General features: G+C 67.5%; 23 protein-coding genes and 1 pseudogene. 20 read left to right on the top strand and 4 right to left on the bottom strand.

The window, feature by feature from the left end; genetic code table 11:
• Positions 1-25: 25 nt before the first annotated feature.
• The 10 genes and pseudogenes from EJ903_RS18065 to EJ903_RS18020 all read left to right on the top strand — a co-directional run bounded on the left by EJ903_RS18065 (position 26) and on the right by EJ903_RS18020 (position 10,605).
• Entirely contained in the window at positions 26-565 is a 540-nt protein-coding gene (locus tag EJ903_RS18065; RefSeq protein ID WP_246015720.1) for a chemotaxis protein CheW, read from the top strand.
• A 100-nt stretch (positions 566-665) separates the two neighbouring features.
• Entirely contained in the window at positions 666-3,281 is a 2,616-nt protein-coding gene (locus EJ903_RS28055) for a methyl-accepting chemotaxis protein (protein ID WP_126618034.1), read from the top strand.
• A gap of 25 nt (positions 3,282-3,306) precedes the next feature.
• The gene (locus EJ903_RS18055) at positions 3,307-4,239 is read left to right on the top strand and encodes a CheR family methyltransferase (RefSeq protein WP_126618032.1); all 933 of its coding nucleotides are present in this window, start codon (positions 3,307-3,309) and stop codon (positions 4,237-4,239) included.
• Entirely contained in the window at positions 4,236-4,910 is a 675-nt protein-coding gene (locus tag EJ903_RS18050) for a chemotaxis protein (RefSeq protein ID WP_126618030.1), read from the top strand. Before EJ903_RS18055 ends, EJ903_RS18050 begins: the two co-directional genes overlap by 4 nt.
• A complete protein-coding gene (locus EJ903_RS18045) occupies positions 4,910-5,974 on the top strand; it encodes a protein-glutamate methylesterase/protein-glutamine glutaminase (RefSeq protein ID WP_417281851.1) in 1,065 nt (354 codons plus the stop codon). Before EJ903_RS18050 ends, EJ903_RS18045 begins: the two co-directional genes overlap by 1 nt.
• Positions 5,975-6,466: 492 nt before the next feature.
• Positions 6,467-7,147: pseudogene (locus EJ903_RS28155) on the top strand (methyl-accepting chemotaxis protein); the annotation flags it as partial.
• A gap of 49 nt (positions 7,148-7,196) precedes the next feature.
• The gene (locus tag EJ903_RS18035) at positions 7,197-7,502 is read left to right on the top strand and encodes an STAS domain-containing protein (RefSeq protein WP_126618026.1); all 306 of its coding nucleotides are present in this window, start codon (positions 7,197-7,199) and stop codon (positions 7,500-7,502) included.
• A 6-nt stretch (positions 7,503-7,508) separates the two neighbouring features.
• Entirely contained in the window at positions 7,509-8,252 is a 744-nt protein-coding gene (locus EJ903_RS18030; RefSeq protein ID WP_126618024.1) for an ATP-binding protein, read from the top strand.
• Positions 8,249-9,457, top strand: a complete 1,209-nt coding sequence (locus EJ903_RS18025; protein ID WP_126618022.1) for a fused response regulator/phosphatase — start codon at positions 8,249-8,251, stop codon at positions 9,455-9,457. Before EJ903_RS18030 ends, EJ903_RS18025 begins: the two co-directional genes overlap by 4 nt.
• On the top strand, positions 9,454-10,605 hold the full coding sequence (locus EJ903_RS18020; RefSeq protein ID WP_126618020.1) for a PP2C family protein-serine/threonine phosphatase: 1,152 nt from the start codon (positions 9,454-9,456) through the stop codon (positions 10,603-10,605). The genes EJ903_RS18025 and EJ903_RS18020 overlap by 4 nt, the downstream gene beginning before the upstream one ends.
• A gap of 128 nt (positions 10,606-10,733) precedes the next feature.
• On the opposite strand, the gene rpsD is transcribed toward EJ903_RS18020, so the two are convergent.
• On the bottom strand, positions 10,734-11,348 hold the full coding sequence (gene rpsD / locus EJ903_RS18015; RefSeq protein WP_126618018.1) for a 30S ribosomal protein S4: 615 nt from the start codon (positions 11,346-11,348) through the stop codon (positions 10,734-10,736).
• Between the two features lie 270 nt (positions 11,349-11,618).
• Between rpsD and EJ903_RS18010 the strand changes: the two genes are divergently transcribed.
• The 9 genes from EJ903_RS18010 (at position 11,619) to EJ903_RS17970 (ending at position 18,228) form a co-directional block, all read left to right on the top strand.
• The gene (locus EJ903_RS18010; RefSeq protein WP_126618016.1) at positions 11,619-12,761 is read left to right on the top strand and encodes an NAD(P)/FAD-dependent oxidoreductase; all 1,143 of its coding nucleotides are present in this window, start codon (positions 11,619-11,621) and stop codon (positions 12,759-12,761) included.
• A 140-nt stretch (positions 12,762-12,901) separates the two neighbouring features.
• Entirely contained in the window at positions 12,902-13,381 is a 480-nt protein-coding gene (locus EJ903_RS18005) for an Hsp20 family protein (RefSeq protein ID WP_126618014.1), read from the top strand.
• Between the two features lie 97 nt (positions 13,382-13,478).
• The gene (locus EJ903_RS18000) at positions 13,479-13,700 is read left to right on the top strand and encodes a DUF1150 family protein (protein WP_126618012.1); all 222 of its coding nucleotides are present in this window, start codon (positions 13,479-13,481) and stop codon (positions 13,698-13,700) included.
• A gap of 185 nt (positions 13,701-13,885) precedes the next feature.
• Positions 13,886-14,974, top strand: coding sequence for a hypothetical protein (locus EJ903_RS17995; protein WP_126618010.1), 1,089 nt, complete (start codon positions 13,886-13,888; stop codon positions 14,972-14,974).
• 36 nt (positions 14,975-15,010) lie between these two features.
• On the top strand, positions 15,011-15,505 hold the full coding sequence (locus tag EJ903_RS17990) for a VOC family protein (RefSeq protein WP_126618008.1): 495 nt from the start codon (positions 15,011-15,013) through the stop codon (positions 15,503-15,505).
• Positions 15,506-15,582: 77 nt separating this feature from the next.
• Positions 15,583-16,008, top strand: coding sequence for a tellurite resistance TerB family protein (locus EJ903_RS17985; protein ID WP_174237326.1), 426 nt, complete (start codon positions 15,583-15,585; stop codon positions 16,006-16,008).
• A gap of 135 nt (positions 16,009-16,143) precedes the next feature.
• Positions 16,144-16,527, top strand: a complete 384-nt coding sequence (locus EJ903_RS17980) for a VOC family protein (protein WP_126618006.1) — start codon at positions 16,144-16,146, stop codon at positions 16,525-16,527.
• Positions 16,528-16,534: 7 nt separating this feature from the next.
• On the top strand, positions 16,535-17,215 hold the full coding sequence (locus EJ903_RS17975) for a helix-turn-helix transcriptional regulator (RefSeq protein ID WP_126618004.1): 681 nt from the start codon (positions 16,535-16,537) through the stop codon (positions 17,213-17,215).
• Positions 17,216-17,364: 149 nt separating this feature from the next.
• A complete protein-coding gene (locus tag EJ903_RS17970; protein ID WP_126618002.1) occupies positions 17,365-18,228 on the top strand; it encodes a LytTR family DNA-binding domain-containing protein in 864 nt (287 codons plus the stop codon).
• 66 nt (positions 18,229-18,294) lie between these two features.
• Here EJ903_RS17970 and EJ903_RS17965 read toward each other — a convergent pair whose 3' ends face one another.
• From EJ903_RS17965 to EJ903_RS17955, 3 genes are all read right to left on the bottom strand, one after another.
• On the bottom strand, positions 18,295-19,872 hold the full coding sequence (locus EJ903_RS17965; RefSeq protein WP_126618000.1) for a hypothetical protein: 1,578 nt from the start codon (positions 19,870-19,872) through the stop codon (positions 18,295-18,297).
• On the bottom strand, positions 19,872-20,561 hold the full coding sequence (locus EJ903_RS17960; RefSeq protein WP_126617998.1) for a ParA family protein: 690 nt from the start codon (positions 20,559-20,561) through the stop codon (positions 19,872-19,874). Before EJ903_RS17960 ends, EJ903_RS17965 begins: the two co-directional genes overlap by 1 nt.
• A 149-nt stretch (positions 20,562-20,710) precedes the next feature.
• Entirely contained in the window at positions 20,711-21,790 is a 1,080-nt protein-coding gene (locus tag EJ903_RS17955; protein WP_174237325.1) for a class I SAM-dependent methyltransferase, read from the bottom strand.
• Positions 21,791-22,051: 261 nt separating this feature from the next.
• Between EJ903_RS17955 and EJ903_RS17950 the strand changes: the two genes are divergently transcribed.
• Positions 22,052-22,642: an NUDIX domain-containing protein gene (locus tag EJ903_RS17950; RefSeq protein ID WP_246015718.1), complete on the top strand. Its 591-nt coding sequence runs from the start codon at positions 22,052-22,054 to the stop codon at positions 22,640-22,642.
• The last annotated feature ends 12 nt before the right edge of the window (positions 22,643-22,654 follow it).

Raw genomic sequence — 22,654 nt, 5'->3', positions numbered from 1 at the left:
CCCAGCGATGAGCATGAGCAGTTCCATGGCACTCGCCACCGTCGGAGGCAGCCGGTCCGACGCCCTGTCCCTGAACGGGACGGAGGATCAATACGTCTCCTTCACCGTCGGCACCGAGGAATACGGGGTCAACATCCTGGCGGTCAGGGAAATACGCGGCTGGACACCGGAAAGCCGACTGCCCAATCTTCCCGACTATGTCCGGGGGGTCATCAACCTGCGCGGCATCATCATTCCGATCTTTGATCTGCGCGCCCGTTTCGGCGGCGGCAAGACCGAGGTGACGAAACGCCATGTGGTGGTGGTGATCCAGGTTGGCGAGCGGACGCGGGGCATTCTGGTCGACGCGATTTCCGACATTCTGGCCATCGGCCCGGACGCCATCAAACCGCCGCCCGACGTGGACAGCGGCCTGATCGACGCCGAGTATCTCAGCGGTCTCTACACCGCCGAGAACCGCATGGTGACGCTGCTGAACGTCGACAAGCTGTTCGCAAACGAACATGGCGATCATCAGGACCCGGTTGACAGCCGGGCGATCGCCGCCAACGCCGCGACTCCCTGAACGCCACCCGACCGGGGCCTCGCCCCATCGGCCAACACCCCAACCACCAACGCCCCAACCGCCCCACTGGCCAACGCCCAAGACGCCGGAGACAACCGTCATGACCACGCAAGTCACCACCGCGCCCGCCGCCACCGACAACGGTGCCCCCCTGCGCCGCATGGGCATCGCGCAACGGCTGTGGCTGGTGTTCGGCCTGCTCCTGGCCTTGATCGCCGCGCAGTTGGGGATTGGCATCCTGGGACAGAACAGCCTGAACAACCGGCTGGACCACGCGCTGAAATCGGGCGATCTGGCCCTGTTCGCCAAGGATCTGGAAAGCCGACTGGCCAACCAGCGCATCCAGGGGCGGGACTTCATCTTCACCGGTGACATCAGCTCGTTGGAGCGTCAGCGCGCCCTGCGCGCCGCCTTCGAAAAGGCGATGAGCGAGCGTCAGGCAACCCTCAACGCCTCCTCCCAGGCCGCTGCCTTTGCCGAACTGTCGCGGCTGCACGGCGAGTATCACGAGCAGTTCGAACAGGTCCGCGTGTTGCGCGAACGGTTCGACCGCCTCCTGCGCGACCGGATGGACCCGAACGGCGAGCGTGTCACTGCCCAACTGGAAGAGGTCGTGACGGCGAGCAAGGACAACAGCACCGCCGCCATCGACGCGCAGGAGGCGATCAAGCACTGGATCACCGTCCGCTTTGCCGCCAACCGCGCCCTCGGTCTGAAGGATCCCGCCGCCGCCACCCAGGTGGAAGGCCAGAGCAAGGAGCTGGGTGAGCATCTGGCCGAGTTGACCGCCGCCTTCCGCGCCTCCCCCACCGTCAGCGCGGTTTTGCGCGATGTGGAGGCGCGCGCCACCGACTACCGCGCCGCCGTCAAGGACGCGCTGGCGCTCAACGCCACCATCACCCAACGCACCGCCGAAGTGGCCAAACAGGTGGCGCGGATCAACGATGTGATCGGCGGCATCATCACCGCCCTGCGGGCCGAGCAACTCGCCGACGAGACCGCTGCCGAGCAGGAGGCAACGACGAACACCCGCCTGTCGATCGGGCTGGGCCTGCTGTCGCTGCTGATCGGGGTCTTCGCCGCCCACCGGATCGGGCGGTCGATCATCGACCCGATCACCGGAATCAAGACGGTGATGACCGACCTGCTGGCGGGCAAGCTGAACGTCGCCGTTCCCCACACCCAATCCGGCGACGAGATGGGCGAGATGGCCCGCGCCGTCGCCGCCTTCAAGGACGAGGCGGTGGAGGCGGCCCGGCTGCGCATCGCGCTGGACCGGGTGTCGGCCAACATCATGATGGCGGACGCCGATGGCCAGATCCTCTACGCCAACGACTCCATCATGGGCATGTTCCGCCACGCTGAAGCCGATCTGAAAAAGGCCTTGCCCAACTTCGACAGCAAGACGCTGTTGGGCCAGAATTACGACATCTTCCACCGCGACCCCAGCCACCAGCGCCGTCTGTTGAGCGCCCTGACCCAGACCTATCGCGGGTCGGCCAAGGCGGGCGGGCGCACGTTCGAGGTGATCGCCAACCCGGTGGTCAGCCGCCAGGGCGAAAAGCTGGGGACCGTCATCGAGTGGCGCGACCGCACCGACGAACTGGCGATTGAGGCCGAGATCAGCGGCATGGTGGACCGTGCGGTGCGCGGCGACTTCGCCCACCGCATTGATCTGGCCGACAAGGCCGGTTTCTTCCGCTTGGTCAGCGAGGGCATCAACCGCCTGTCGGAAAACGTCTCCGCCGTCACCGAGGAGCTGGCCACCGCGCTCGAAACCCTGTCGCGCGGCGACCTGACCCGCCGGATCGAGCAAAATTACGAGGGCGTGTTCCAGCGTCTGAAGAACGACTTCAACAACACCGTCGCGCAACTGTCCGACACCGTGCGGCGCATCGACAGCGCGGCGTCCTCCATCGCCACCGCCAGCCGCGAGGTGGCGGCGGGCAGCCTGGACCTGTCGGAACGCACCGAGCAGCAGGCCAGCAGCCTGGAGGAAACCGCCGCCAGCATGGAACAACTGGCCGCGACCGTGCGGTCGAACGCCGAGAACGCCCAGCAGGTCAACCGCTTCGCCACCGACGCCCGCAGCGTGGCGGCGCGTGGCGGTCAGGTGGCGGGTGACGCGGTGGAGGCGATGCGGCGGATCGAGCAATCCTCGCAGAAGATCTCCGACATCATCGGGGTGATCGACGAGATCGCCTTCCAAACCAACTTGCTGGCGCTGAACGCGGCGGTGGAGGCCGCGCGCGCGGGCGACGCCGGGCGTGGCTTCGCCGTGGTGGCGCAGGAGGTCCGGCAACTGGCCCAGCGCTCCGCCCAGGCGTCGAAGGAGATCAAGGCGCTGATCCTGGACAGCGGCGCGCAGGTGCGCGAGGGCGTCGATCTGGTGCGTTCGGCGGGCGGTGCCCTGACCGAGATCGTCACCGGCATCGGTCGCGTCGCCGATCTGGTCGCTGAGATCGCCCGCGCCACCAGCGAACAGGCCAGCGGTCTGGACGAGGTGAACATCGCCGTCGCCCAGATGGACGAGATGACCCAGAAGAACGCCGCCCTGGTGGAGGAAAGCACCGCCGCCGCCCGGTCGTTGGAGGATCAGGCCGACCAGCTGCGCGAACAGATGACCTATTTCACCCTGGATCGTGTTTCTGGAGATCGCTTCTCGGGGGATCGCGCCTCCGGGGATCGGGGCGACCGCCGCCGCGCCCGCGTCTGACCACCCTTGTTGAGATCGGCCCACCATGACCGGCCCGCAGGTTCCGTCCGATGATCCCCGCCCCGACGCCGACCGGCGGCCCCGCCCGACCGGTGCGGCGGCGGATTTTCGGAACACCCGCGAGTTCCGTTTTGAACGGCACCATTTCGACCTGATCGCCCGGCTGCTGCACCAGTTGGCCGGGATCGCGCTGGCCTCGCACAAGGTGGAGATGGTCTACGCCCGGTTGGCGCGCCGCCTGCGCGACCTGCGCCTGCCCGATTTCGACGCCTATTGCGCCCTGTTGCAGAGCGAAGACGGGGCGCACGAGATCGGCTACCTCGTCAACGCTCTGACCACCAACCTGACCAGCTTTTACCGCGAGGCCCACCACTTCACCTTTCTGGAACAGACGGTGCTGCCGGAACTGCGCGAGCGGCACGCCAAGGTTCCCAAGCCCCGGCTGCGCCTGTGGTCGGCGGGCTGCTCCTCGGGGCCGGAACCCTACAGCCTCGCCATGGTGCTGGTTGCCAGCCTGGGGCCGGAGCTGCGGCGCTGGGACGCCCGCATCCTGGCCACCGACATCGACACCCACATGGTCGACACCGCCCGGCGGGGGGTGTACAGCGCCGACAGCGCGTCGGGCATCCCGGCGGCGATCCGGTCCCGCTTCACCCGCCCGACGACGCTGAACGGCGAACCGGCCATCGCCATGACCGACGATCTGAAGCGCCTCATCACCGTCAAGCCGCTCAATCTGCTGGAACGTTGGCCGATGTCCGGCCCGTTCGACGCCATCTTCTGCCGCAACGTGCTGATCTATTTCGACCGGCCCGGACGGATGCAGGTGATCGAGAATTTTGCCCGGATGATCGGCCCCGGCGGCTATCTGTTCCTGGGGCATTCGGAAAGCCTGTATGGCGTGTCGGACCGTTTCCAGCAGGTCGGCCCCACCATCTACCAACGGGTGGGGCCATGACGCGCGAGACGACGGACGATCACCCCGACGCGGACGCCACCCGGCGCAGCACCGGCTCCCCCAACCGGCGCGCCAGGTCGGCCCTCAACCGGGGAACGGGGCTGGAAACGATCAAGGTGTTTCTGGGCGACCACGCCGTCAGCGACCGGATGGACGTGATGATGTCCACCACCCTGGGGTCCTGCGTGTCGGCCTGCATCCACGACCCGGTGCGCGGCATCGGCGGCATGAACCATTTCCTGCTGCCCGAGGTCCCGGAATCGGAGCTGAGCGGCAACGGGGAGGCGGCGCGCTATGGCTCGGTGGCGATGGAGCGCCTGATCAACGCGCTGCTCTGCGCCGGGGCCGAGCGGCGGCGCTTGCAGGTCAAGCTGTTCGGCGGTGCCCGCGTCATCGACAGCAGCTATGACATCGGCGGCATGAACAGCCGCTTTGCCCTGGACTATGTGCGGGCCGAGGGGTTGATTTTGACCGGTCAGGATCTGGGCGGTGCGTCGGCGCGCCGCATCCGGTATTTTCCCCACGCCGGGCGGGCGATGCGCCGTATGCTGAATCCCACCATGGTTGTGGACACCATCACCCAGGAGCATCATTTCATGTCCAACCTGCGGCGCGGCCCGATCGATGGCCCCGTCGAGCTGTTCATCGCCACCGACACGGACGAGGGTTGATGATGAGCCGAGCCATCCGCGTCGTGATCGTCGATGACAGCGCGCTGATGCGCGAAATGCTGAAGGACATGCTGGCGCGCGAACCGGCCATCGAGGTGGTGGGCGTGGCCCGCGACCCGTTCGAGGCGCGCGAGATCATCAAGGCCACCAACCCCGACGTCATCACGCTGGACGTCGAAATGCCGAAGATGGACGGGCTGTCCTTCCTGGAAAAGATCATGACCCTGCGGCCGACGCCGGTCATCATGATCTCCACCCTGACGCAGGAAGGCTCCGACGCCGCCATCCGCGCGCTGGAGCTGGGGGCGGTCGATTGCCTGGCCAAGCCGGGCAGCGCCGACGGCAAAGGGTTCGAACAGACCGGACGCGAGCTGGTGTCCAAGATCATGGTCGCCGCCACCGCCCGCCTGTCGATGCGCCGCCCCGCCGCCGCCGTCGCCCCGCTTCCCAGACCGCGCCGGGCCGAGACGGGCAACCGCCTGATCGCCATCGGTGCCTCCACCGGCGGGGTCGAACGCATCCGCGACGTGCTGGCCGTCCTGCCCGCCGATTGCCCGCCCATCGTCATCACCCAGCATATGGGGCCGAGCTACGTCCCCAGCTTCGCCGCCCGGCTCGACCGGATGTCCGCCCCCAACGTCCAGGTCGCCAGCCACGGCGCGCGGCTGGCGCAGGGGGTGGTCTTCATCGCCCCCGGCGACCGCCATCTTGCCATCGCCCGCGATGGTCTGGGGCTGGTCTGCCACATCCAGGACAGCCCGGCGGTCAGCGGCCACCGGCCATCGGTGGATGTGCTGTTCGGTTCCGTCGCCAAGGCCGCCGGGCCGAACGCCGTCGGCGTCATCCTGTCGGGCATGGGCCGCGACGGGGCCATCGGCCTGAAGGCGATGCGCGACGCCGGTGCCCACACCATTGGTGAACAGGAATCGAGCTGCGTGGTGTATGGAATGCCGCGCGCCGCCCGCGAAGGCGGGGCGGTGGCGGTGGAGCTGTCTTTGGCGCAGATTCCCGCCGAAATGATGCGCGCCTACGACGCCATCGGCGACCGCCCGCGCGGTTCCTGAGGCGGATGATGCCCGGACGGAAGGGACAGAGTGAGGAGTTTGGATATGTCGTTTGACGGTGCCGCGCCCCGGACGCCCGCCGCCGGAACCGCTTCGGTCGACGCCACCGCCAACACGGTGGCGGTGTCGCACGACCTGCTGTCCACCTGGATGGGGTTCGCCGACGTTCAGCGCCGGACCTTGGGCGTGGTGCAGAGCGAGTTGATGCGCACCTCCCAGCATGTGGAAGACGCCACGCTCGATCTCTCCACCCGCTTCCGCATCCTGGCGGAAAAGGCGCTGGAACAGTCCCAGCGCGTCGCCGACATCATCGCCATCGCCGGGTCCGTCCGCATCGACGACGAACGGGTGCCAATGGACCAGCTGGTCGTTGGCATGCAGGACATGATTTCGGACATGGTCAGCAACATCGTCACCCTGTCCCGCCACGCCATGAGCATGGTCTATCTGCTCGACGACGTGCAAAAGGACGTGGTGGAGCTGGAAAAATCCATCGGCGACATCGACGGCATCAACCGGCAGACCAATTTCCTGGCGCTGAACGCCACCATCGAGGCCAGCCGCGCCGGGGAGGCCGGGCGCACCTTCGCCGTCGTCGCCCAGGAGGTGCGCCACCTGTCCAGCTCCACCGCCGCGCTGGCCGAACGGATGCGCAGCAAGGTGACGGCGGTGGTCAAGGGCGTGCGCCACGGCCACGAGATCCTGCGCGAGATCGCCAACACCGACATGTCGCCGCAGATGCTGGCCAAGGAACGGGTCGACAAGACCATGGTCAGCCTGGTGGAGCAAACCAACCATTTCCAAAGCGTGCTGGAAACCGCCGCCACCGTGTCGGCGGAGATGTCCTCCACCATCGGGCGCGTCATCACCGGCATGCAGTTCCAGGATCTGACCAAGCAGCGGATCGAGGCGATCAACGACAGCCTCGCCGTGCTGTGCGTCGGCCTGAGCGACCTGGAAACCCAGATCCGCGACCAGGTGCCACCGGATGTCGGCGCGCGCGAACCGCAGGAATGGCTGAACACCCTGTTGAGTCGCTTCACGTTGAGCGAAATGCGCGGGCGTTTTGTGCGAAAACTTCTGTTGGAAGGCACCGCGTTGGACGAAAACGGGGTGCTTGACGTGGACGCATCGCATAGCGACAGTGCCGGTGGAGACATTGAGCTGTTCTGACGAATCGCTGTTCTTTGGTTGAAAGACACGGGTTTCTGGGAGCACTAGTATGGATTACGGGATTGAACAGCGCGACCGGGACGACACCATCCGCCTGCGCGGACGCCTGACCTTCAACGATCACGCCAAGCTGCGGGCGTTGATCGGCGAAATGAAGCAGGCCAAAGGGCAGCGCCAGACGCTGGATCTGTCGTCGCTGGAGTTCGTCGATTCGGCGGGCATTGGCATGTTGTTGATCGCGCGGGAGGAAATGACCGCCGTGAACAAGACCCTGGTGCTGCGCGGCGCGGTTGGCCAGGTCAAGCGGGTGCTGACCGTGGCGCAAATCGGCAAGCTCATCCCCATCGAGGATTGAGGCCGCATGGCCCGCCGGACGCCCGCCCCACGAACCCGCTTCACCGCCCTGCGCGGTCTGGCGATTGACGAGGAGCGGCTGTCCCGCTGCGCCGCGTGGTTGGGATTGCCATCGGTCGCCGGTGCCGACGCGGGCAGGCGGGGGCACGGTTCGACGCTGGCCCTGCTGGATGGTCCGCAAGGGGCGGAGGACAGCGCCGCATGGCTGCCACCGGTGGCGGCCTGGATCGAACCGACATCCGCCCCCGACGCCCAACCCACCCTGACCTGGCAGACCGAACGGGCCGGATCGGTCGATCTCTACATCAATCTGACCACCGAAACCGCCAATGACCTGCATCTGGCCGGACGCGTGCTGACCGCGCTGGCCGCCCGCCACCCCTTGCCGCCGGAGCGGCGCGACGATCTGGAGCTGGCCCTGCACGAGGCCATCAGCAACGCGCTGGTGCATGGCAATCTGGAGGTCGCGGGCATGAAGGAGTTGAGCGCAACCGAGTTGGAGCGCTTCTCCCGCGATCTGGTCCGCCAGATGGCGAATCCGGTTCTGGCGCAACGGCGTCTGGAGGTGGCCGTCACCCTGGAACCCTCGGCCCTGGCGGTTGAGGTCGCCGACGAGGGCGGCGGTTTCCAGCCCAACCGGACGGAGTGCCATGGCGCGTCCGGCCGGGGATTGGATTTGATCGCCACCGTGGCGGATTCGGTGGAGTTGAAGGACGGCGGTCGCCGCATCCGCATGAGGTTTTCGCTGTGACGCCGCTGACACTGGATCCCGAAAGCGATCTCGCGGCGGATGTCGGCGCTGGACTGCCCGATTGCCCGATTCTGATCGTGGACGACACCCACCTGAACCGGACCCTGATCGGGGCGATCCTGAGCGAGGCCGGGTTCCACAACCTGCATTACGCCCGCGATGGGCAGGAGGCGCTGGATCTGGTGGCGGCGCGGCAACCCGATCTGGTCATCCTGGACATCATGATGCCGGGAATCGACGGGTTCGAGGTGTGCCGCCGTTTGCGCGCCGATCCGGAGACCGCCGATCTGCCGATCCTGGTGCAGACCTCGCTGACCTCCGGCGAGGATCGCAACCGCGCCTTCGTCGCCGGAACCACCGATCTGGTGTCCAAGCCGCTCGACCGGTCGGAGTTGGTCGCGCGCGTGCGCATCCATCTGGAAAGCCGCGTGCTCATCCGCCACCTGCAAAGCTTCCGGGCGCGGGTGGAAGGGGAGTTGGCCATCGCCCGCTCCATGCACGAGCATCTGTTGCCCTCGCCCACCCTGTGCAACACGCTGGGGTCGCTGGCTGGGGTGGTGCTGCGCGCCCACACCGAGATTTCAGCCAATCTGGGAGGCGACCTGTGGGGGGTGCTGCCGCTGGATGACGGGCGGCTCGGCATTTTCCTGCTGAACATGTCCGGGCAAGGCGTGTCGGCGGCGATGAACGCCTTCCGGCTCCACACCCTGCTGCACGAACTGACCGTCGATCATGGCCTGGACCCGGCGGCGATGCTGACCGCGCTGAACCGGCAGGCGGTGGGTTTGCTGGAAGACGGGCAACACGCCACCGCCATTTATGGCGTGATCGATGGCGAGCGGGGCAGCTTCACCTACGCCGCCGCCGAATCCGCCCCGCCGTTTCTGCTGCCGCCGAACGGGGAACCACCGGTCTATGGCGGCACGGGCGGCATGGCCATCGGGATGAACAGCGGCACCCGCTACCACAGCGACACGCTGCCCCTCGCCCCCGGGGCCGTGCTGGCGCTTTATTCCGTCGCGGTGCTGCAATCGCTGAACGAGGGGGGAGTCGGGGTCGGCCTGGGATGGATGATCGCGGGGGCGATGTCCGAAGGCGGGGGAGACGAGGGTTTTTCCCGCGTCGTGAACGCCTTGCGCGCCGCTCTGGGCCACGCGAGCGGCGATGACCACACGCTGGTCTGGATCGAGCGGAGGGGACCATGACGACCGCCGCCGACGCCCGCATCCTGGTGGTGGACGACAACCGGGTGAACCGCAACCTGCTGCTGGCGTTGTTGGAGCGCGGCGGTTTTCATCACGTCGAGCAGGCCGAGGATGGGAACGACGGGTTGGCCCGGTTGGAGCTGTTCCAGCCCGATCTGATCCTGCTGGATCTGATGATGCCGCGCATGGACGGGTTCGAGATGTGTCGGCACCTGCGCGCCGATCCCCGATGGAAATCCCTGCCCGTCCTGATCCAATCCAGCCTGAACCGGCCCGAAGACCGCGCCCGCGCCTTTTCCGTTGGGGCGACCGATTACGTGGCCAAGCCGATCAATGGCGGCGAATTGCTGGCCCGGGTGCGCATCCATCTGACCAAACGCGCGCTGCTGCACGACCTGCAACGATATCACCGCCGCGCCCAAAGCGAGTTGGCCCTGGCCCGCAGCATGCAGGAACGGCTGTTGCCGTCCGCAGCGCGACTGACCAGCACGCAAGAGGCGCTGGGCATCGCCATCGACGCCCATTTCGCCCCGTCGTCGGAGTTGGGGGGAGATTTCTGGGGTGAGCGGCGGTTGCCCGACGGGCGGCTGGCGGTGTATCTGGTCGATTTTTCCGGCCATGGCGTCGGTGCCGCGCTCAACACCTTCCGCCTGCACGCGATTTGCCAGCAATTGGCCGCCATCAGCGGCGAACCGGCGCGTTTTCTCGCCACCCTCAACAAGCGGCTGTGCGGGTTGCTGCCTTTTGGCCAGTTCGCCACCATGCTGGCCGGGGTGATCGACCCGATGGAAGGGGTGTTCCACTACGCCTCCGCCGCCGCCACCGCGCCGATGGTGTGGGCACCGGGCGACGACGCCCCGCAACTGGGCGATGGCAGCGGGTTGCCGCTGGGGCTGCTGTCGTCCGCCCAATACGACAACCGCAGCCTGCCGCTGCCGCCGGGCGGGCGGTTGTTCCTGTATTCCGACGCCGCCATCGAAATCCCGGTTGGTGGCGATGTGCTGGACGAAACCGGGCTGGCCGCGCTGGTCGCCCGCCACCGCGACCGGGAGGGCGACGCCTTCCTCGCCGCGCTGCTGGCCGATCTGCGGGCCACCGGCCCGATCGACGACGATCTGACCGCGCTGCTGCTGACCCGCAAGACCTGACGGCGCGATCGGGCGCGCCGGGCGTCTCCCTCCCAAAATCCAGCCATAGAAAAAGGCCGCTCCCGAAGGAGCGGCCTTTTTCGTGTTCGCCGTGTTCGACGCGATGGGACGGGCCGAAGCCCGACCGATCAACGCGAGTAGAATTCGACGACCAGGTTCGGTTCCATCTGGACCGGGTACGGCACGTCGGCGAGCAGCGGCGCGCGGACGAAGCGGCCCTTCAGGGCGCTGCTGTCGACTTCCAGATAGTCGGGGATGTCGCGCTCACCCGAGGCCGAGGCTTCGAGGATGAGGGCCATCTGCTTCGACTTGGTCTTGACCTCGACCACGTCGTTGTCCTTCAGGCGGGCCGACGCGATGTTCAGGCGACGACCGTTCACCAGGATGTGACCATGGTTGATGATCTGGCGCGCGGCGAACGGGGTCGGCGCGAACTTCATGCGGTACACGACCGCGTCCAGACGACGCTCCAGCAGGCCGATCAGGTTCTCGCCGGTGTCGCCCTTGCGGCGGACGGCTTCGGCGTAAATGCGGCGGAACTGCTTCTCACCGATGTTGCCGTAGTAGCCCTTCAGCTTCTGCTTGGCCATCAGCTGCAAGCCGTAATCCGACGGCTTCTTGCGACGCTGGCCGTGCTGGCCGGGGCCGTACTCGCGCTTGTTCAGCGGGCTTTTGGAACGGCCCCACAGGTTGACGCCAAGGCGGCGGTCAATCTTAAACTTGGACTCTTGACGCTTGCTCATAACGACCTGCCTCGTTGATGCACGAGTTGATGTTGTCCCGGTAGTTCCGCCCGCCTTGCGGCGACGGACGGGGCGCAAACGCTACGCGCGCCCGCTTTCCCAGGAGGTGAAGGCGCGCACTATACCCATCCCGCGCCCCGAGTCAAACGCGCTGTGACGGCAAAGCCCGCAACGCCCCCATGCCCGTGGCATCATCATGGTTCTTGCGCCCCGCCCGGCTTTGCGCTCCCCTGCCCGTCGCCTGGAACGCGGAACAGAGGGTGCGGCGCGATGGAGCGGGTGGAATGCGTGGTGGTCGGGGCCGGGGTGGTCGGGCTGGCGGTGGCCCGGCGGCTGGCGCAGGCCGGGCGGGAGGTCATCGTTCTGGAGGCCGCCGACGCCATCGGCACCGGGACCAGCTCCCGCAATTCGGAGGTCATCCACGCCGGCATCTATTACCCCACCGGCAGCCTGCGCGCCCGCCTGTGTGTGGCCGGGCGCGACGCGCTCTATGACTATTGCCGCAGCCATGGGGTGGAGCACCGCCGCATCGGCAAGCTGATCGTCGCCAGCGACGAGAACCAGCTGCCCAAGCTGGAGAGCATCCGGGCGCAGGCCGCCGCCAACGGCGTGACCGACCTCTACGCCATCGACGCCGCCACCGCGCGGGCCTGGGAACCCAACCTGCGCGCCGCAGGGGCGCTGGTCTCCCCCTCCACCGGGATCATCGACAGCCACGGGCTGATGCTGGCGCTGCTGGGCGACGCCGAGGATTCCGGGGCCATGCTGGCCCTGCTCAGCCCGCTGGTGCGCGGCCACCGCAGCGCCGACGGCTTCGTGCTGGAGGTCGGCGGGGCTGAGCCGATGCGGCTGGGCTGCACCACGCTGATCAACGCCGCCGGTCTGGGGGCCTGGGCGGTCGCCGCCGGGCTGGAGGGGTTCCCCGCCGAACAGGTGCCGCCGCGCGTGCTGGCCAAGGGCAATTATTACGCACTGGGTCAGGGCCGCTCCCCCTTCGCGCGGCTGGTCTATCCGGTCCCGGTCGATGGCGGGCTGGGCGTGCATCTGACGCTCGACCTGGCCGGGCAGGCTCGCTTCGGCCCGGATGTGGAATGGCTGGGCAACCCCGACACCGGCCCGACCGGTGACGGCATCGACTACGCCGTCGATCCGGCGCGGGCGGAGAGCTTCTACGACTCGGTGCGCGCCTATTGGCCGGGCCTGCCCGACGGGGCGCTGGTTCCCGCCTATTCCGGGGTGCGGCCGAAACTCAGCGGCCCCGGCCAGCCCCAGCGTGATTTTCTGCTGCAAGGGCCGGAGACGCACGGAATCCCCGGTCTGGTGAACCTGTTCGGCATCGAATCGCCGGGTCTCACCTCCTGTTTGGCCATCGCCGACGCGGTGGCGGGGATGGCGGGCGTGGTCGATCCCTGATCGAGAGCCTTGACCACGGCCCCCCATCTCCCAATCTATTGTCGTGGCAGCGCCGAATCCGTTTGGGCTGCCGCTTCGCCGGGCGCCGGAAACGGGCCTTAGCTTTGTGCAACTCGCTCGCGTCAAGAGGAGGATGCGCCGTGACGACCACCCGCCTGTCCCTGTTCAACAGCCCGCTGCTGTTGGGCTTCGATCAGTTCGAACGCACGCTCGACCGGATCGCCAAGAATTCCGCCGAAGGCTACCCCCCCTACAACATCGAACAGATCGGCGACGACGGCCTGCGCATCACGCTGGCGGTCGCGGGCTTCACGTCCGAAGACCTGTCGGTGCAGATCGAAGACAACCAACTCGTCATTCGCGGTCGCCAGACCGACGACAAGTCGCGCATCTACATCCATCGCGGCATCGCCGCCCGCCAGTTCCAGCGCAGCTTCGTGCTGGCCGATGGGATCGAGGTGGTGGGCTGTTCGCTCGACAACGGTCTGCTGAACATCGACCTGACCCGCCCGCTGCCCGAACCGAAGGTGCGGACGATCAAGATCGAGCAGCCCGGTGCCGCCGCACCCGGTGGAGCCGCCCGCACCATCGACCTTGCGGCGGATCGCAACGGGGGCTGACCCCCGCGTTGACCGCCTTGCCGCCCGCTGCATCGGCATCCGTCTTTCCGCATCACGGCCCGCCCACCGTCCGGGGGCCGTTTGGAGTGTCGCGACCATGACCCACGAAACGATCGAGCATCTGCGCCATCTCTCGGTCCAGGATTTCGCCACGCTGGGCCTGGATCACCTCGCCTATGTCCGTCCGATGGAACGGGACGGCGCGCTGGTCTTTTCCATCCACGCCGCCGACGGGTCGCCGTTGAGCGTGCTGGCGGAACGCGACACCGCGTTCGCCGCCATCCGCCAGAACGACATGGAGCCGTTGAGCGTCCATTGATGACCGTTTGGCAACGCCTTCCCCGCGTTGCCAAACCGGGCTGCTGGCGGGTATTGCGTTGTACCCTAATGGTTTTCTGTTGCGAATCGTGGCATCTCCATCCTTGCCACCATCGGCCTCTGCTGTATGGTGCATCCTGACGATGACGGATTTGCAACACGCTGCACGCATTGGGAGAGGTTGGGTTGAACGGCGACGCCAGTCAGGCCGACGCACACGCACAAACCGAAGCATCCTCCAGCGCCGAGGAGACCAAACGTCGATCGCTGGACGAGGAGGCGCGCGATTCGCTGCACATCCTGCCCTTGTCCAGCATCCCGTTGGAGACGCCCGGCCTGCAGCACGCCCGCCTGATCAAGAATGTGCGACTGCAAACCGTGGTCGAGATGTTTCACGGCACCCAGACCGGCAGCGGTCAGGTGGTTCCCCGCCATGTCCCGGCCTATTTCGAATCCTACAAGGAAGAGGTCGAGCGCGATCTGGTGAAGATCGAGAAGATCGCCACCGCGTCAAGCTTTGACGTCTATTCCTCGCGCATCGAGTTGCGGCGTTTGAAAATCGACGTGAACAACGTCGAGTGTCTGACCTTGTCGGACCGCAAGAAAAAGGAACTGACCAGCTACATGCGGGTCTTCACCCGCCCCTTGATGGAGTATGTCTACGGCCAGGAAGACATGCAGGTCGCCGACGTCAGCGACATCATCCGCCTGTTCGCCACCCCCAACAAGGACGAGGCGCTGCGCAACCTGCGCATGATGGCCGACCGGCTGGACATCGAGCTGACCGAGATCCCGCATTTCCTGGAAGAGTATGGCGACATCTTCCTGTCGCTGGCCTATTTCCGCAAATGCCTGGACGAGATCGTGCCGGAGGTTCAGCGCTTCGTCACCTGGATGGCCGACATCCGCACCTCGGCGGAGGTCAAGCGCGACCCGCGCCAGATGAAGATGCTGGACGACATCGCCCGCGACCTGACCGACATCTCCACCTCGATCACCGGGCGGTTCGAAAGCTTTGACAACCGTTCCAAGGATTTCTGGAGCGACATCAACGCCGACACCTTCCGCACCATCCGCGAGCTGATCGCGTCCCACCACGTCACCATCGGCGGCGTGCTGTGCGGGTTGGCGGTGAAGATGAATTTGTGGAAAAGCCGGTTCCAGCGCGGCGGCGGCGGCCCCAACCGCCGGATGGAGTTCGTGAAGTCGGAGATCCTGCCCGGCCTGTCGCACATCAAAGCGCTGGAAACCTCCGCCCGCATCGGGCACAGCTGAGTCGGTTCCCGTTCCGACGCAAGGCTCCGCCCCACCATGCCCGCCAGCCCCGCCATAGCCGACAGCCACGCCCGCCACGACCACATCAACGTCATCGTGCGCGACATGAAGCGCGCCGTGGCCTTTTACCGCACGGTGTTCGGCATGACGGTGACGCTGAACCAGACCTTGGGCGGTCCCTGGTTCGAAGCGCTGCTGGAACGGCCCGGGGCCACCGCCGACTGCGTGATCCTGGTCAACGCCGACCGACGTCTGCGCATCGAGCTGCTGCGCTTTCCCGACCGCGACGGGGTGCCGGACGGCCCGCAGGCCATCGGTCATTTCGCCGTGGCGGTGGACGACCTTCACGCCGTGCGCGACCGCGCCCTGGCGGCGGGGGCAACCGCCGTCGGCCCGGTGGTGACGGTTCCCGACAGCGTGCTGCCGCGCGGCAAGCTGATGTGCTACCTGCGCGACCCCGACGGCGCGCTGTTCGAACTGGCGCAGTACCCGGAACCCATCCCGGCCCCGCCCGCAGCCCCCACCCCATAATTTTTTGCATGGCCCCTCTGTTCGTCACGCGCAGCATCCCCACATGCAGGGCGGTTCAACGACAACGGAGTTTTTCCATGGGCCTGTTCGACAAGTTCAAGGGTGCCGCCCCGCTGGACATCACCCCCCGCCGCGCGCTGGCGGTGGCGCTGATCCAATGCATGGCGTCGGATGGCGAGATCGACCCGGAAGAGGTCGCGCATCTCATTTCCGTCCTGGGCCGCAACGCGACGCGCGACGAATTGGACCGCTGCCTGAAGCACGCCCGCAGCACGCCCCCCGCCCAGTTCCTGGCCGATGCAACGCCGAAGCTGTCGCAACAGCAGCGGCTGTGCATCCTGCTGAACATGATCGACAGCGCCATGGCCGATGGCGAGGCCGAGGCGGGCGAACGCGATCTGATCATCCAGTACCAGCAGGCCTTCGGGTTCGACGACGCGACGATGGAACCCTACTTCGCCGCCCTGGTCGCCAAGAACGACCGCGCGGTGCTTGACGCCTGATCCTCCACCGGCGGATTTTGTCCGCCGGGCGTCACCCTCCTGACAGCACGCTGTCAGGAGGGGGGGCGTACACAGGGTGCGTGCCGGCACACACCCTGTCTACCACCCTCCCTCTTCTGTCAGGAGTTTGTTGCGATGATGCCCACCAACGTGGCCGTGTGGTTCGAGATTCCGGTCAGCGATCTGGCCCGCGCCGTCAGCTTTTACGAAACGGTGTTCGCCGTCACTCTCGACCAGAGCGGTTGCCCCAGCGGCATGACGATCCGTCTGGCCCTGTTCCCCGCCGACAAGGGGGCCGTGACCGGCTGCCTGATCGAGCATGAAGGGCACACCCCCGGCGACAGCGGCTCCATCGTCTATCTGAACGGCGGGGTGGATCTGTCCGAACCGCTGGCCCGCGCCGAGGCCGCCGGTGCCCGCATCGTCGTGCCCAAGACGCCGATCACCCCCGAGCTGGGTTACTTCGCGCAATTCATCGACAGCGAAGGCAACCGCATCGGCCTTCATTCCATGGGTTGATGCCACCATGCGCCGCGCCGACCGCCTGTTCGACATCGTGCAACTGCTCCGCAAAGGGCGGTTGATCACGGCGAGCGAGCTGGCGCGGCGCTTGGAGGTGTCGGAGCGCACCATCTACCGCGACATCCGCGACCTCGCCGCCTCCGGCGTGCCGGTGGAGGGCGAGGCCGGGGTCGGCTATCTGCTGCGCGACGGTTACGATCTGCCGCCGCTGATGTTCACCCGCGACGAGGTGGAGGCGCTGGTCGTCGGGGCGCGGCTGGCCCGCGCCTGGACCGGCGGGGCGCTGGCCGCCGCCGCCGCCCGCGTGCTCGACAAGGTCGAAGCGGTGGTCCCGGAAACCCGGCGGCGGGAGTTGGCCGACAGCCGCCTGTTCGCCCCCGATTTCTTCCCGCCCGCCCTGCGCGAGCGGATGGACCTGCTGCGCGCCGCGATCAACGATCGCCGGGTCCTGCTGTTCGATTACCGACGGGAGGATGGGGCGGCGTCGGCCCGCGCCGTCCATCCGCTGGGCCTGTTCTTCTGGGGCCGAACCTGGACGCTGGCCGCCTGGTGCGAGCTGCGCCAGGAGTTCCGCAATTTCCGCATCGACCGGATGGACGCGGTGCAGACCTTGGAACGCGGGTTCGAGGACGCGCCCGGCCGCCGCCTGGCCGATTTTCTCGCCTCCTGCCCCTATCAGGACTGACGCGCGCGCGTTTCCGCTTGACCGGGCCGACGGCTGCGCGACTCTCCCGCATCGGTCGCCCCTGTTTCGAGACGGTCCATCTTGCGGTGTCCTGCCCGTGCGTTGTTGCCCCACCCGTTCGCGCCCGCGCCTTTGCGCAGGAGAGCGGAATGACCGCCTTGCGCGCCCATCTCGCCCGCCGCGCGCCGGTTCTGGTCATCAGCGTCGCCGCGCTGGCGGTGCTGGGACCGTTCGGCACCTTTCAGGATTTGAGCCTCGCCGGGCGGCTGGCCTATTGGGGCGGGTTGCTTCTGGCGGGCACGCTGGAATTCGATCTGGTCGTCTGGCTTGCCAAACGGATGTCCGCCGACCTGACCCGATCCTGGCGCTGGATGTTGGCGGCGGGGTTGCTGACCGTCAGCGTCGTGCAAACCGGCGTGGTCGCCCTCATCGAACAAACCTGGCGGAACGGCGGCCCGCAGGGGTTGGGCAGTCTGCTGACGCTGTACGGCTATGTGCTGGTCGTCACCCTGCTGGTCGCCGCCCCGCCGATCTGGCTGGAGCTGCGCCGCCACGGCGTGATCGACGCGGCCCCGCCGCCAGCACCCCCAACGATCCCCGATGCGGTGGAACCGGACGCCGCCCTGGTGCCGGATCTGATGCCGACGCCAGCGCCCGATCCCGGCACGGCCCCGTTCCTGGACCGCATCCCGCCCCGGCTGGGCCGCAACCTGCTGGCCCTGGAAATGGAGGATCACTATGTCCGGGTTCACACCGACCAGGGCAGCGATTTGATTTTGCTGCGGCTGCGCGACGCCATCGGCGAATTGACCGGAATGGAGGGGATGCAGGTCCACCGTTCCCATTGGGTGGCGGACCGCGCGGTGGCGGGGGTGGAGCGCACCGCCGACGGGCGCTTGACGCTGGTGCTGACCGACAGCCGCCGCGTTCCGGTCAGCCGACGTTACAACGCCGCCGTGCGCGCCGCCGGATGGACGGAGCGCAACGACGGCGTGGAAACAAACGAGATGTAAGCGGGCCGCGATGGACCCGGGCGGACACGATCATCCGCCACGGATCACGGCGGGATCACGTCAAGATCAGGACTTGCCACCCAGCAGCGCCGCGCTGCGCGCGGTCAGCAGGGCCGACGCCTGGTTGGCGGCCACGCGCGCGCGCGCGTCATCCAGCCACGGGCCATAGGCCTTGGCCGCAGCCCCTTCCAGCGTGGAGAGCAGTTCGACCGTGGCGACCAGATCGCCCGAGGCGATCAGGACACCCGCCTGCTCCAGCACGGTCGCGGACTTGCGGACCTCGCCGGTGCTGAAGGAGACGACGCGCAGCAGATCGGCGGCACCGTAAAGAGCCGACCACAATTGATCGACGATGCCGGGACCGGCGTCGGCCACCACGGGGGCGGTTTCCGGGCTGGTCCCGCTGTCGGCGGCGGCGGGGGCCTCCACCGGCGGTTCGGCGGGGGTGGCGGGGGCCGGAGTCGGCGCGGCGGCAGCGGCTTCGGCGGCGGCCTTGGCCTCGTCAGCGGCGGCGCGCAAATCGGCGGCCAGCGCGTCCGGGACGATCAGCACAAAGCTTTCGGCCAGCGTGTCGGCGGTGGGTATGCCGACGGCCGCGCGCGGAACCAGCGCGTCCAACGCCTTCTTCAGCGGTTCATCGACCACGCCCGAGGCGCGCACCGCCGCCAATTCCGCCGCGAAGGGATCGGAATCGTCCAGCGCCGCCGTCAGCTGGGCGATGGCCAGCGCGCCGAACGCCTTGGCGTCGGGCAGAGCGGCGACCTTCTTGTTCAACGCCGCCAGCGCGCCTTCCAGCGCGGTCACACGCTCGGTCAACGAGGCGCTGGCGGTCGTCGCCGTGCCAAGCTTGCCTTCGACCGCCGTCACCCGTTCGTCCAGGACGCGGCTGGCCGCAACCTGACGCTTGATCTGCGGCGACCACAGCGGGGTGGTGGCCGCCGCCGCCAGTCCGGCGGTCGCCAACACAACCGCGACCGTCGCCAGGAGGCCACCGGACCGGGCCGGGGGCGGAGCCGGAACGAAGGTGGACTGAGAGGGGGAGGCAGAGGCCGGTGCTTTGACCGTTTCGCTGGGGGCAGAGGACACAACGGTCTCCATGACTGGGGGGACAAGGATGGGGGCGGGAGCGACCGGCGCGGCGGGCGGAGCGGGTGCAGGCCCCACGGGCGAAACGGGAGTCGCCACCGGCGGCGGGGATGGTGGCATGACCGCCTCTGGCGGCGATGGTTCGGCTGCCGCCTCTGGCGGCGATGGTTCGGCTGCCGCCTCTGGCGGCGATGGTTCTGCCGCCGCCTCTGGCGGCGATGGTGCTGCTGCCGCCTCTGGCGGCGCGGGTTGAGGAGCGGGCTGGGCCTCCGGCGGCGGAACCACCTCGGACACCGCAACCGGCGCGACCACGACGGCGACCGTCGGCTCCACCGGTGCCGTCTCAACCGCCTCGACCGGAGCGTTCGCGACCGGCGCATCGGCGGGTGCCGCTCCCACGGGAACCACGGCGTCCACCGGTGCCGGTTGCGGCGGAGCGTCCACCGCCGCCTTGGATTTTGCTCTGCGCTTGGCCGGAGCCTTTGCGGGAGGCGGCCCGGCAACCGGATCGCTGGGGGTGAGGTTGTCGCGCAGGGACGGACGCTTGCGTGAGGCCATCACTTCACCCTTTTGACGATCGCGGCCAGCACGTCGATCTCGCCATGAGCCGCCGAACGCGGGGCGTAGGACCCCACCCATTCCCCCGCCGTGAAGGCATCGACGTGGGCGGTGCGCTGGCCGATGGCCGGGGCGACGGGTTCGCCGAAATCATGCAGCACGGCCTCGATCTCCTTGCCCGCCGCCGTGCGACGGTCCACCCGCGACGGAACCAGAAGGCAGGCCGGACGGCCATCGTCGCGCCGCGCGCGGGCGCGCCGCAACAGCTCGATCGCCTTGGTCGTCGCCTTCAGATCCGCCCCGCTGGCGGTGACGGGGACCACGAACAGGTTGGCCGCGACCAGCGCGTTGAGGATGGCGTCGCCCAGTTGCGGCGGCAGGTCGATGACGACGAAATCATGCTCCAACCGCAGCCGTTCAACCACCGTGCCCCAGGCCTCACCATCGCGACCCGATGCGGAACCGCCACCGTGCCCGGTGTTTTCCGATTCCTCAAAAGGCAAGGCGTGGACGGTCAGGCCCAAACGCCCCTTGGCCGCCCAATCGCTGGCGGTACCCTGCGCGTCGGCATCGACGACCGCGACCTTGACCTTGCCGCTGCCGCGCAGGGCGCAGGCGAGGTTGACCGCCACCGTGCTTTTGCCGGTGCCACCCTTCAGATTTCCGACCGCGATGATTTTTCCTGACATGGGAAAACGGTATCGCAGATATCCGCGCAAAGAAAAGCGCGGACATGCCCCAACACCCCCGATTTCCCCATATTTTTTGGCGTCGCAGCAAATGACCGGGCGGCAACGGCGCAACCGGAAGAAGCCACCCCCCTCCCGATGCCACGGCGTCACCCCGGCTTGATCGCCACATAGCGGCAGAATCGCAAGCCGTTGCCCAGAACGGACAGCCGCGACCACCACAGCCGCAACTCACGCGCCAGCGCCTGCAGCACCGGGCCGCTGGGAACGCTGTTCTTCAGCGTTTCGCCCAGCTTGCGCACCCGTTCGATGATCTGGCGGCGGTGAAGCTGGGTCAGATCCTCGCGGATTCGCAGATCAAGATTGCGTTGGGTCAGCTCGTCGGCCAGACGCGCGCCGGTCCAGGGATAGACCTCCATCGGCTCTTCCTCGCGCCAGCCGTTCCAATTGTCCCAGGAACCGGGGGTCCCGTCGATGACGTAATCGAACATCAGGATGCCGCCCTTGGGCTTGACGCAATCGCCGATCCGGTCGAGGAACGCCTCCTTGTCGCGGACCCGGTGGATCACCCGGTCGGCCATCACCAGATCAAAACTGCCCGCCTGGTTGAAATGCTCCGGATCGTAATGGGTGATCGGGGCCTTTTTCGACACGCCCGCCGCCTTGGACCGGTCCATCGCCAGCTTGGCCAGCAGGGGCGACGGCTCCAACCCCGTCACCCAGGTGTCGCAGGTGTTGACCAGCGCGCGGGCCGTGCCGCCCAGCCCGGCGGACAAATCCAGCACGCTCTTGGCCGCGTTCAAGCCAAAGGGGCGCGTGGCGTCCACCATCCATTGCGCGTCGCCCGGCCCGGTCAACCCCTCTCCCCACAGCAGTTGCGCGCCCTCGCTGCGGGCGGGCGACCACACCGGGTCGCCATGCCGGTCCAACTGCATCAAGGCCAAGCGGTCCAGCTCCGTGGTCGCGGCGGGTGGTTCCGCACCGGCGTCAACCTGCGCAGCGGTGGCCGCCGCGCCCGGCAACGGCGAGGTCGGACCCGCCACCGGCAGACCACCCGCACCGCCCACCGCATCCACCGGGCGCAGGGCGGACCGGCGATCCATCGCGGCACGGCCAACCGGGCGCGCGGACGGCAGGCGGGACAGGTCATAACCTTCCCACCACGCCGCCAACCGGGTGCGCCAGTCGGGCTTTTGCCAACGATCAAGATCACGCGGGGCGAAGGTCATCGGTTTTGCTGTTCCGCCTGGTTCCGGAGAATTTTATTTAAATTAACACTTGGGCCTTTTGCTGGACGCTCTTCTTGATTTAAAAAGTAAGCGCCAAGTCATTGCCTGTCAAGAAACCAATATTTAACGATTTTCTCTTGCTTGTGATGAATATGCAGAAAATTTTATCGAGTTTTCCCATGATGGGTCGTTGCGGGTTGGGCAATGCCTGCCTATAGTCCACCCACACCAACGCCCGACCCGACAGCGCAGGAGTGTCGCGTGCCGCACCAGACCGGCAACCCGTGGACGGTGCTGTCCAGCACGACCCAGTACGAGAACCCGTGGATCGAGGTGATCGAACACAAGGTTCTGGCACCAACGGGAAAACCAGGCCTTTACGGCGTGGTCCGTCCGCGCAGTCTGGCGACCGGGGTGGTGGCGATCGACGGCGAGGGCCGTGTGACCCTGGTGGGGCAGCACCGCTTTCCGCTTGATCAGTACAGTTGGGAGATCCCGGAGGGGGGCGGGGACAAATCCGTCGACCCTCAGCTCTCAGCCGCCCGCGAATTGCGGGAGGAAACCGGACAGACCGCCCGCCATTGGCTGCCGTTGATGACGATGCATCTGTCCAACTGCATCACCGACGAGGTGGCCCACACCTTCCTCGCCTGGGGGGTGGAGGAGGGAGCCGCCTGCCCGGACGACACCGAGGCGCTGTCCGTCCGCCGCGTTCCCTTCGCCGAGGCCGTCGCCATGGCGATGACCGGCGCGATCACCGATTCCATGTCGGTGGCCAGCCTGCTCAAGGTGCAACTGATGGCGCTGAACGGCTCTCTGCCCGACGATGTCGCCCGCCTGATCCGATCCTGACGGTCCTGCCCC

The organism is Azospirillum griseum, from assembly GCF_003966125.1.
Classification (GTDB): Bacteria; Pseudomonadota; Alphaproteobacteria; order Azospirillales; family Azospirillaceae; genus Azospirillum; species Azospirillum griseum.
Note: the sequence above shows the minus strand (reverse complement) of the source record. Positions and strands in the feature narration are given on the sequence as shown.

What these genes read in the sequence shown, in the direction of transcription:
- EJ903_RS18065 (WP_246015720.1), top strand. Translation starts at nt 26, where the DNA reads ATGGCACTCGCCACCGTCGGAGGCAGCCGGTCCGACGCCCTGTCCCTG.
- EJ903_RS28055 (WP_126618034.1), top strand. Translation starts at nt 666, where the DNA reads ATGACCACGCAAGTCACCACCGCGCCCGCCGCCACCGACAACGGTGCC.
- EJ903_RS18055 (WP_126618032.1), top strand. Translation starts at nt 3,307, where the DNA reads ATGACCGGCCCGCAGGTTCCGTCCGATGATCCCCGCCCCGACGCCGAC.
- EJ903_RS18050 (WP_126618030.1), top strand. Translation starts at nt 4,236, where the DNA reads ATGACGCGCGAGACGACGGACGATCACCCCGACGCGGACGCCACCCGG.
- EJ903_RS18045 (WP_417281851.1), top strand. Translation starts at nt 4,910, where the DNA reads ATGATGAGCCGAGCCATCCGCGTCGTGATCGTCGATGACAGCGCGCTG.
- EJ903_RS18035 (WP_126618026.1), top strand. Translation starts at nt 7,197, where the DNA reads ATGGATTACGGGATTGAACAGCGCGACCGGGACGACACCATCCGCCTG.
- EJ903_RS18030 (WP_126618024.1), top strand. Translation starts at nt 7,509, where the DNA reads ATGGCCCGCCGGACGCCCGCCCCACGAACCCGCTTCACCGCCCTGCGC.
- EJ903_RS18020 (WP_126618020.1), top strand. Translation starts at nt 9,454, where the DNA reads ATGACGACCGCCGCCGACGCCCGCATCCTGGTGGTGGACGACAACCGG.
- rpsD (WP_126618018.1), bottom strand. Translation starts at nt 11,348, where the DNA reads ATGAGCAAGCGTCAAGAGTCCAAGTTTAAGATTGACCGCCGCCTTGGC.
- EJ903_RS18010 (WP_126618016.1), top strand. Translation starts at nt 11,619, where the DNA reads ATGGAGCGGGTGGAATGCGTGGTGGTCGGGGCCGGGGTGGTCGGGCTG.
- EJ903_RS18000 (WP_126618012.1), top strand. Translation starts at nt 13,479, where the DNA reads ATGACCCACGAAACGATCGAGCATCTGCGCCATCTCTCGGTCCAGGAT.
- EJ903_RS17990 (WP_126618008.1), top strand. Translation starts at nt 15,011, where the DNA reads ATGCCCGCCAGCCCCGCCATAGCCGACAGCCACGCCCGCCACGACCAC.
- EJ903_RS17985 (WP_174237326.1), top strand. Translation starts at nt 15,583, where the DNA reads ATGGGCCTGTTCGACAAGTTCAAGGGTGCCGCCCCGCTGGACATCACC.
- EJ903_RS17980 (WP_126618006.1), top strand. Translation starts at nt 16,144, where the DNA reads ATGATGCCCACCAACGTGGCCGTGTGGTTCGAGATTCCGGTCAGCGAT.
- EJ903_RS17975 (WP_126618004.1), top strand. Translation starts at nt 16,535, where the DNA reads ATGCGCCGCGCCGACCGCCTGTTCGACATCGTGCAACTGCTCCGCAAA.
- EJ903_RS17970 (WP_126618002.1), top strand. Translation starts at nt 17,365, where the DNA reads ATGACCGCCTTGCGCGCCCATCTCGCCCGCCGCGCGCCGGTTCTGGTC.
- EJ903_RS17965 (WP_126618000.1), bottom strand. Translation starts at nt 19,872, where the DNA reads ATGGCCTCACGCAAGCGTCCGTCCCTGCGCGACAACCTCACCCCCAGC.
- EJ903_RS17960 (WP_126617998.1), bottom strand. Translation starts at nt 20,561, where the DNA reads ATGTCAGGAAAAATCATCGCGGTCGGAAATCTGAAGGGTGGCACCGGC.
- EJ903_RS17955 (WP_174237325.1), bottom strand. Translation starts at nt 21,790, where the DNA reads ATGACCTTCGCCCCGCGTGATCTTGATCGTTGGCAAAAGCCCGACTGG.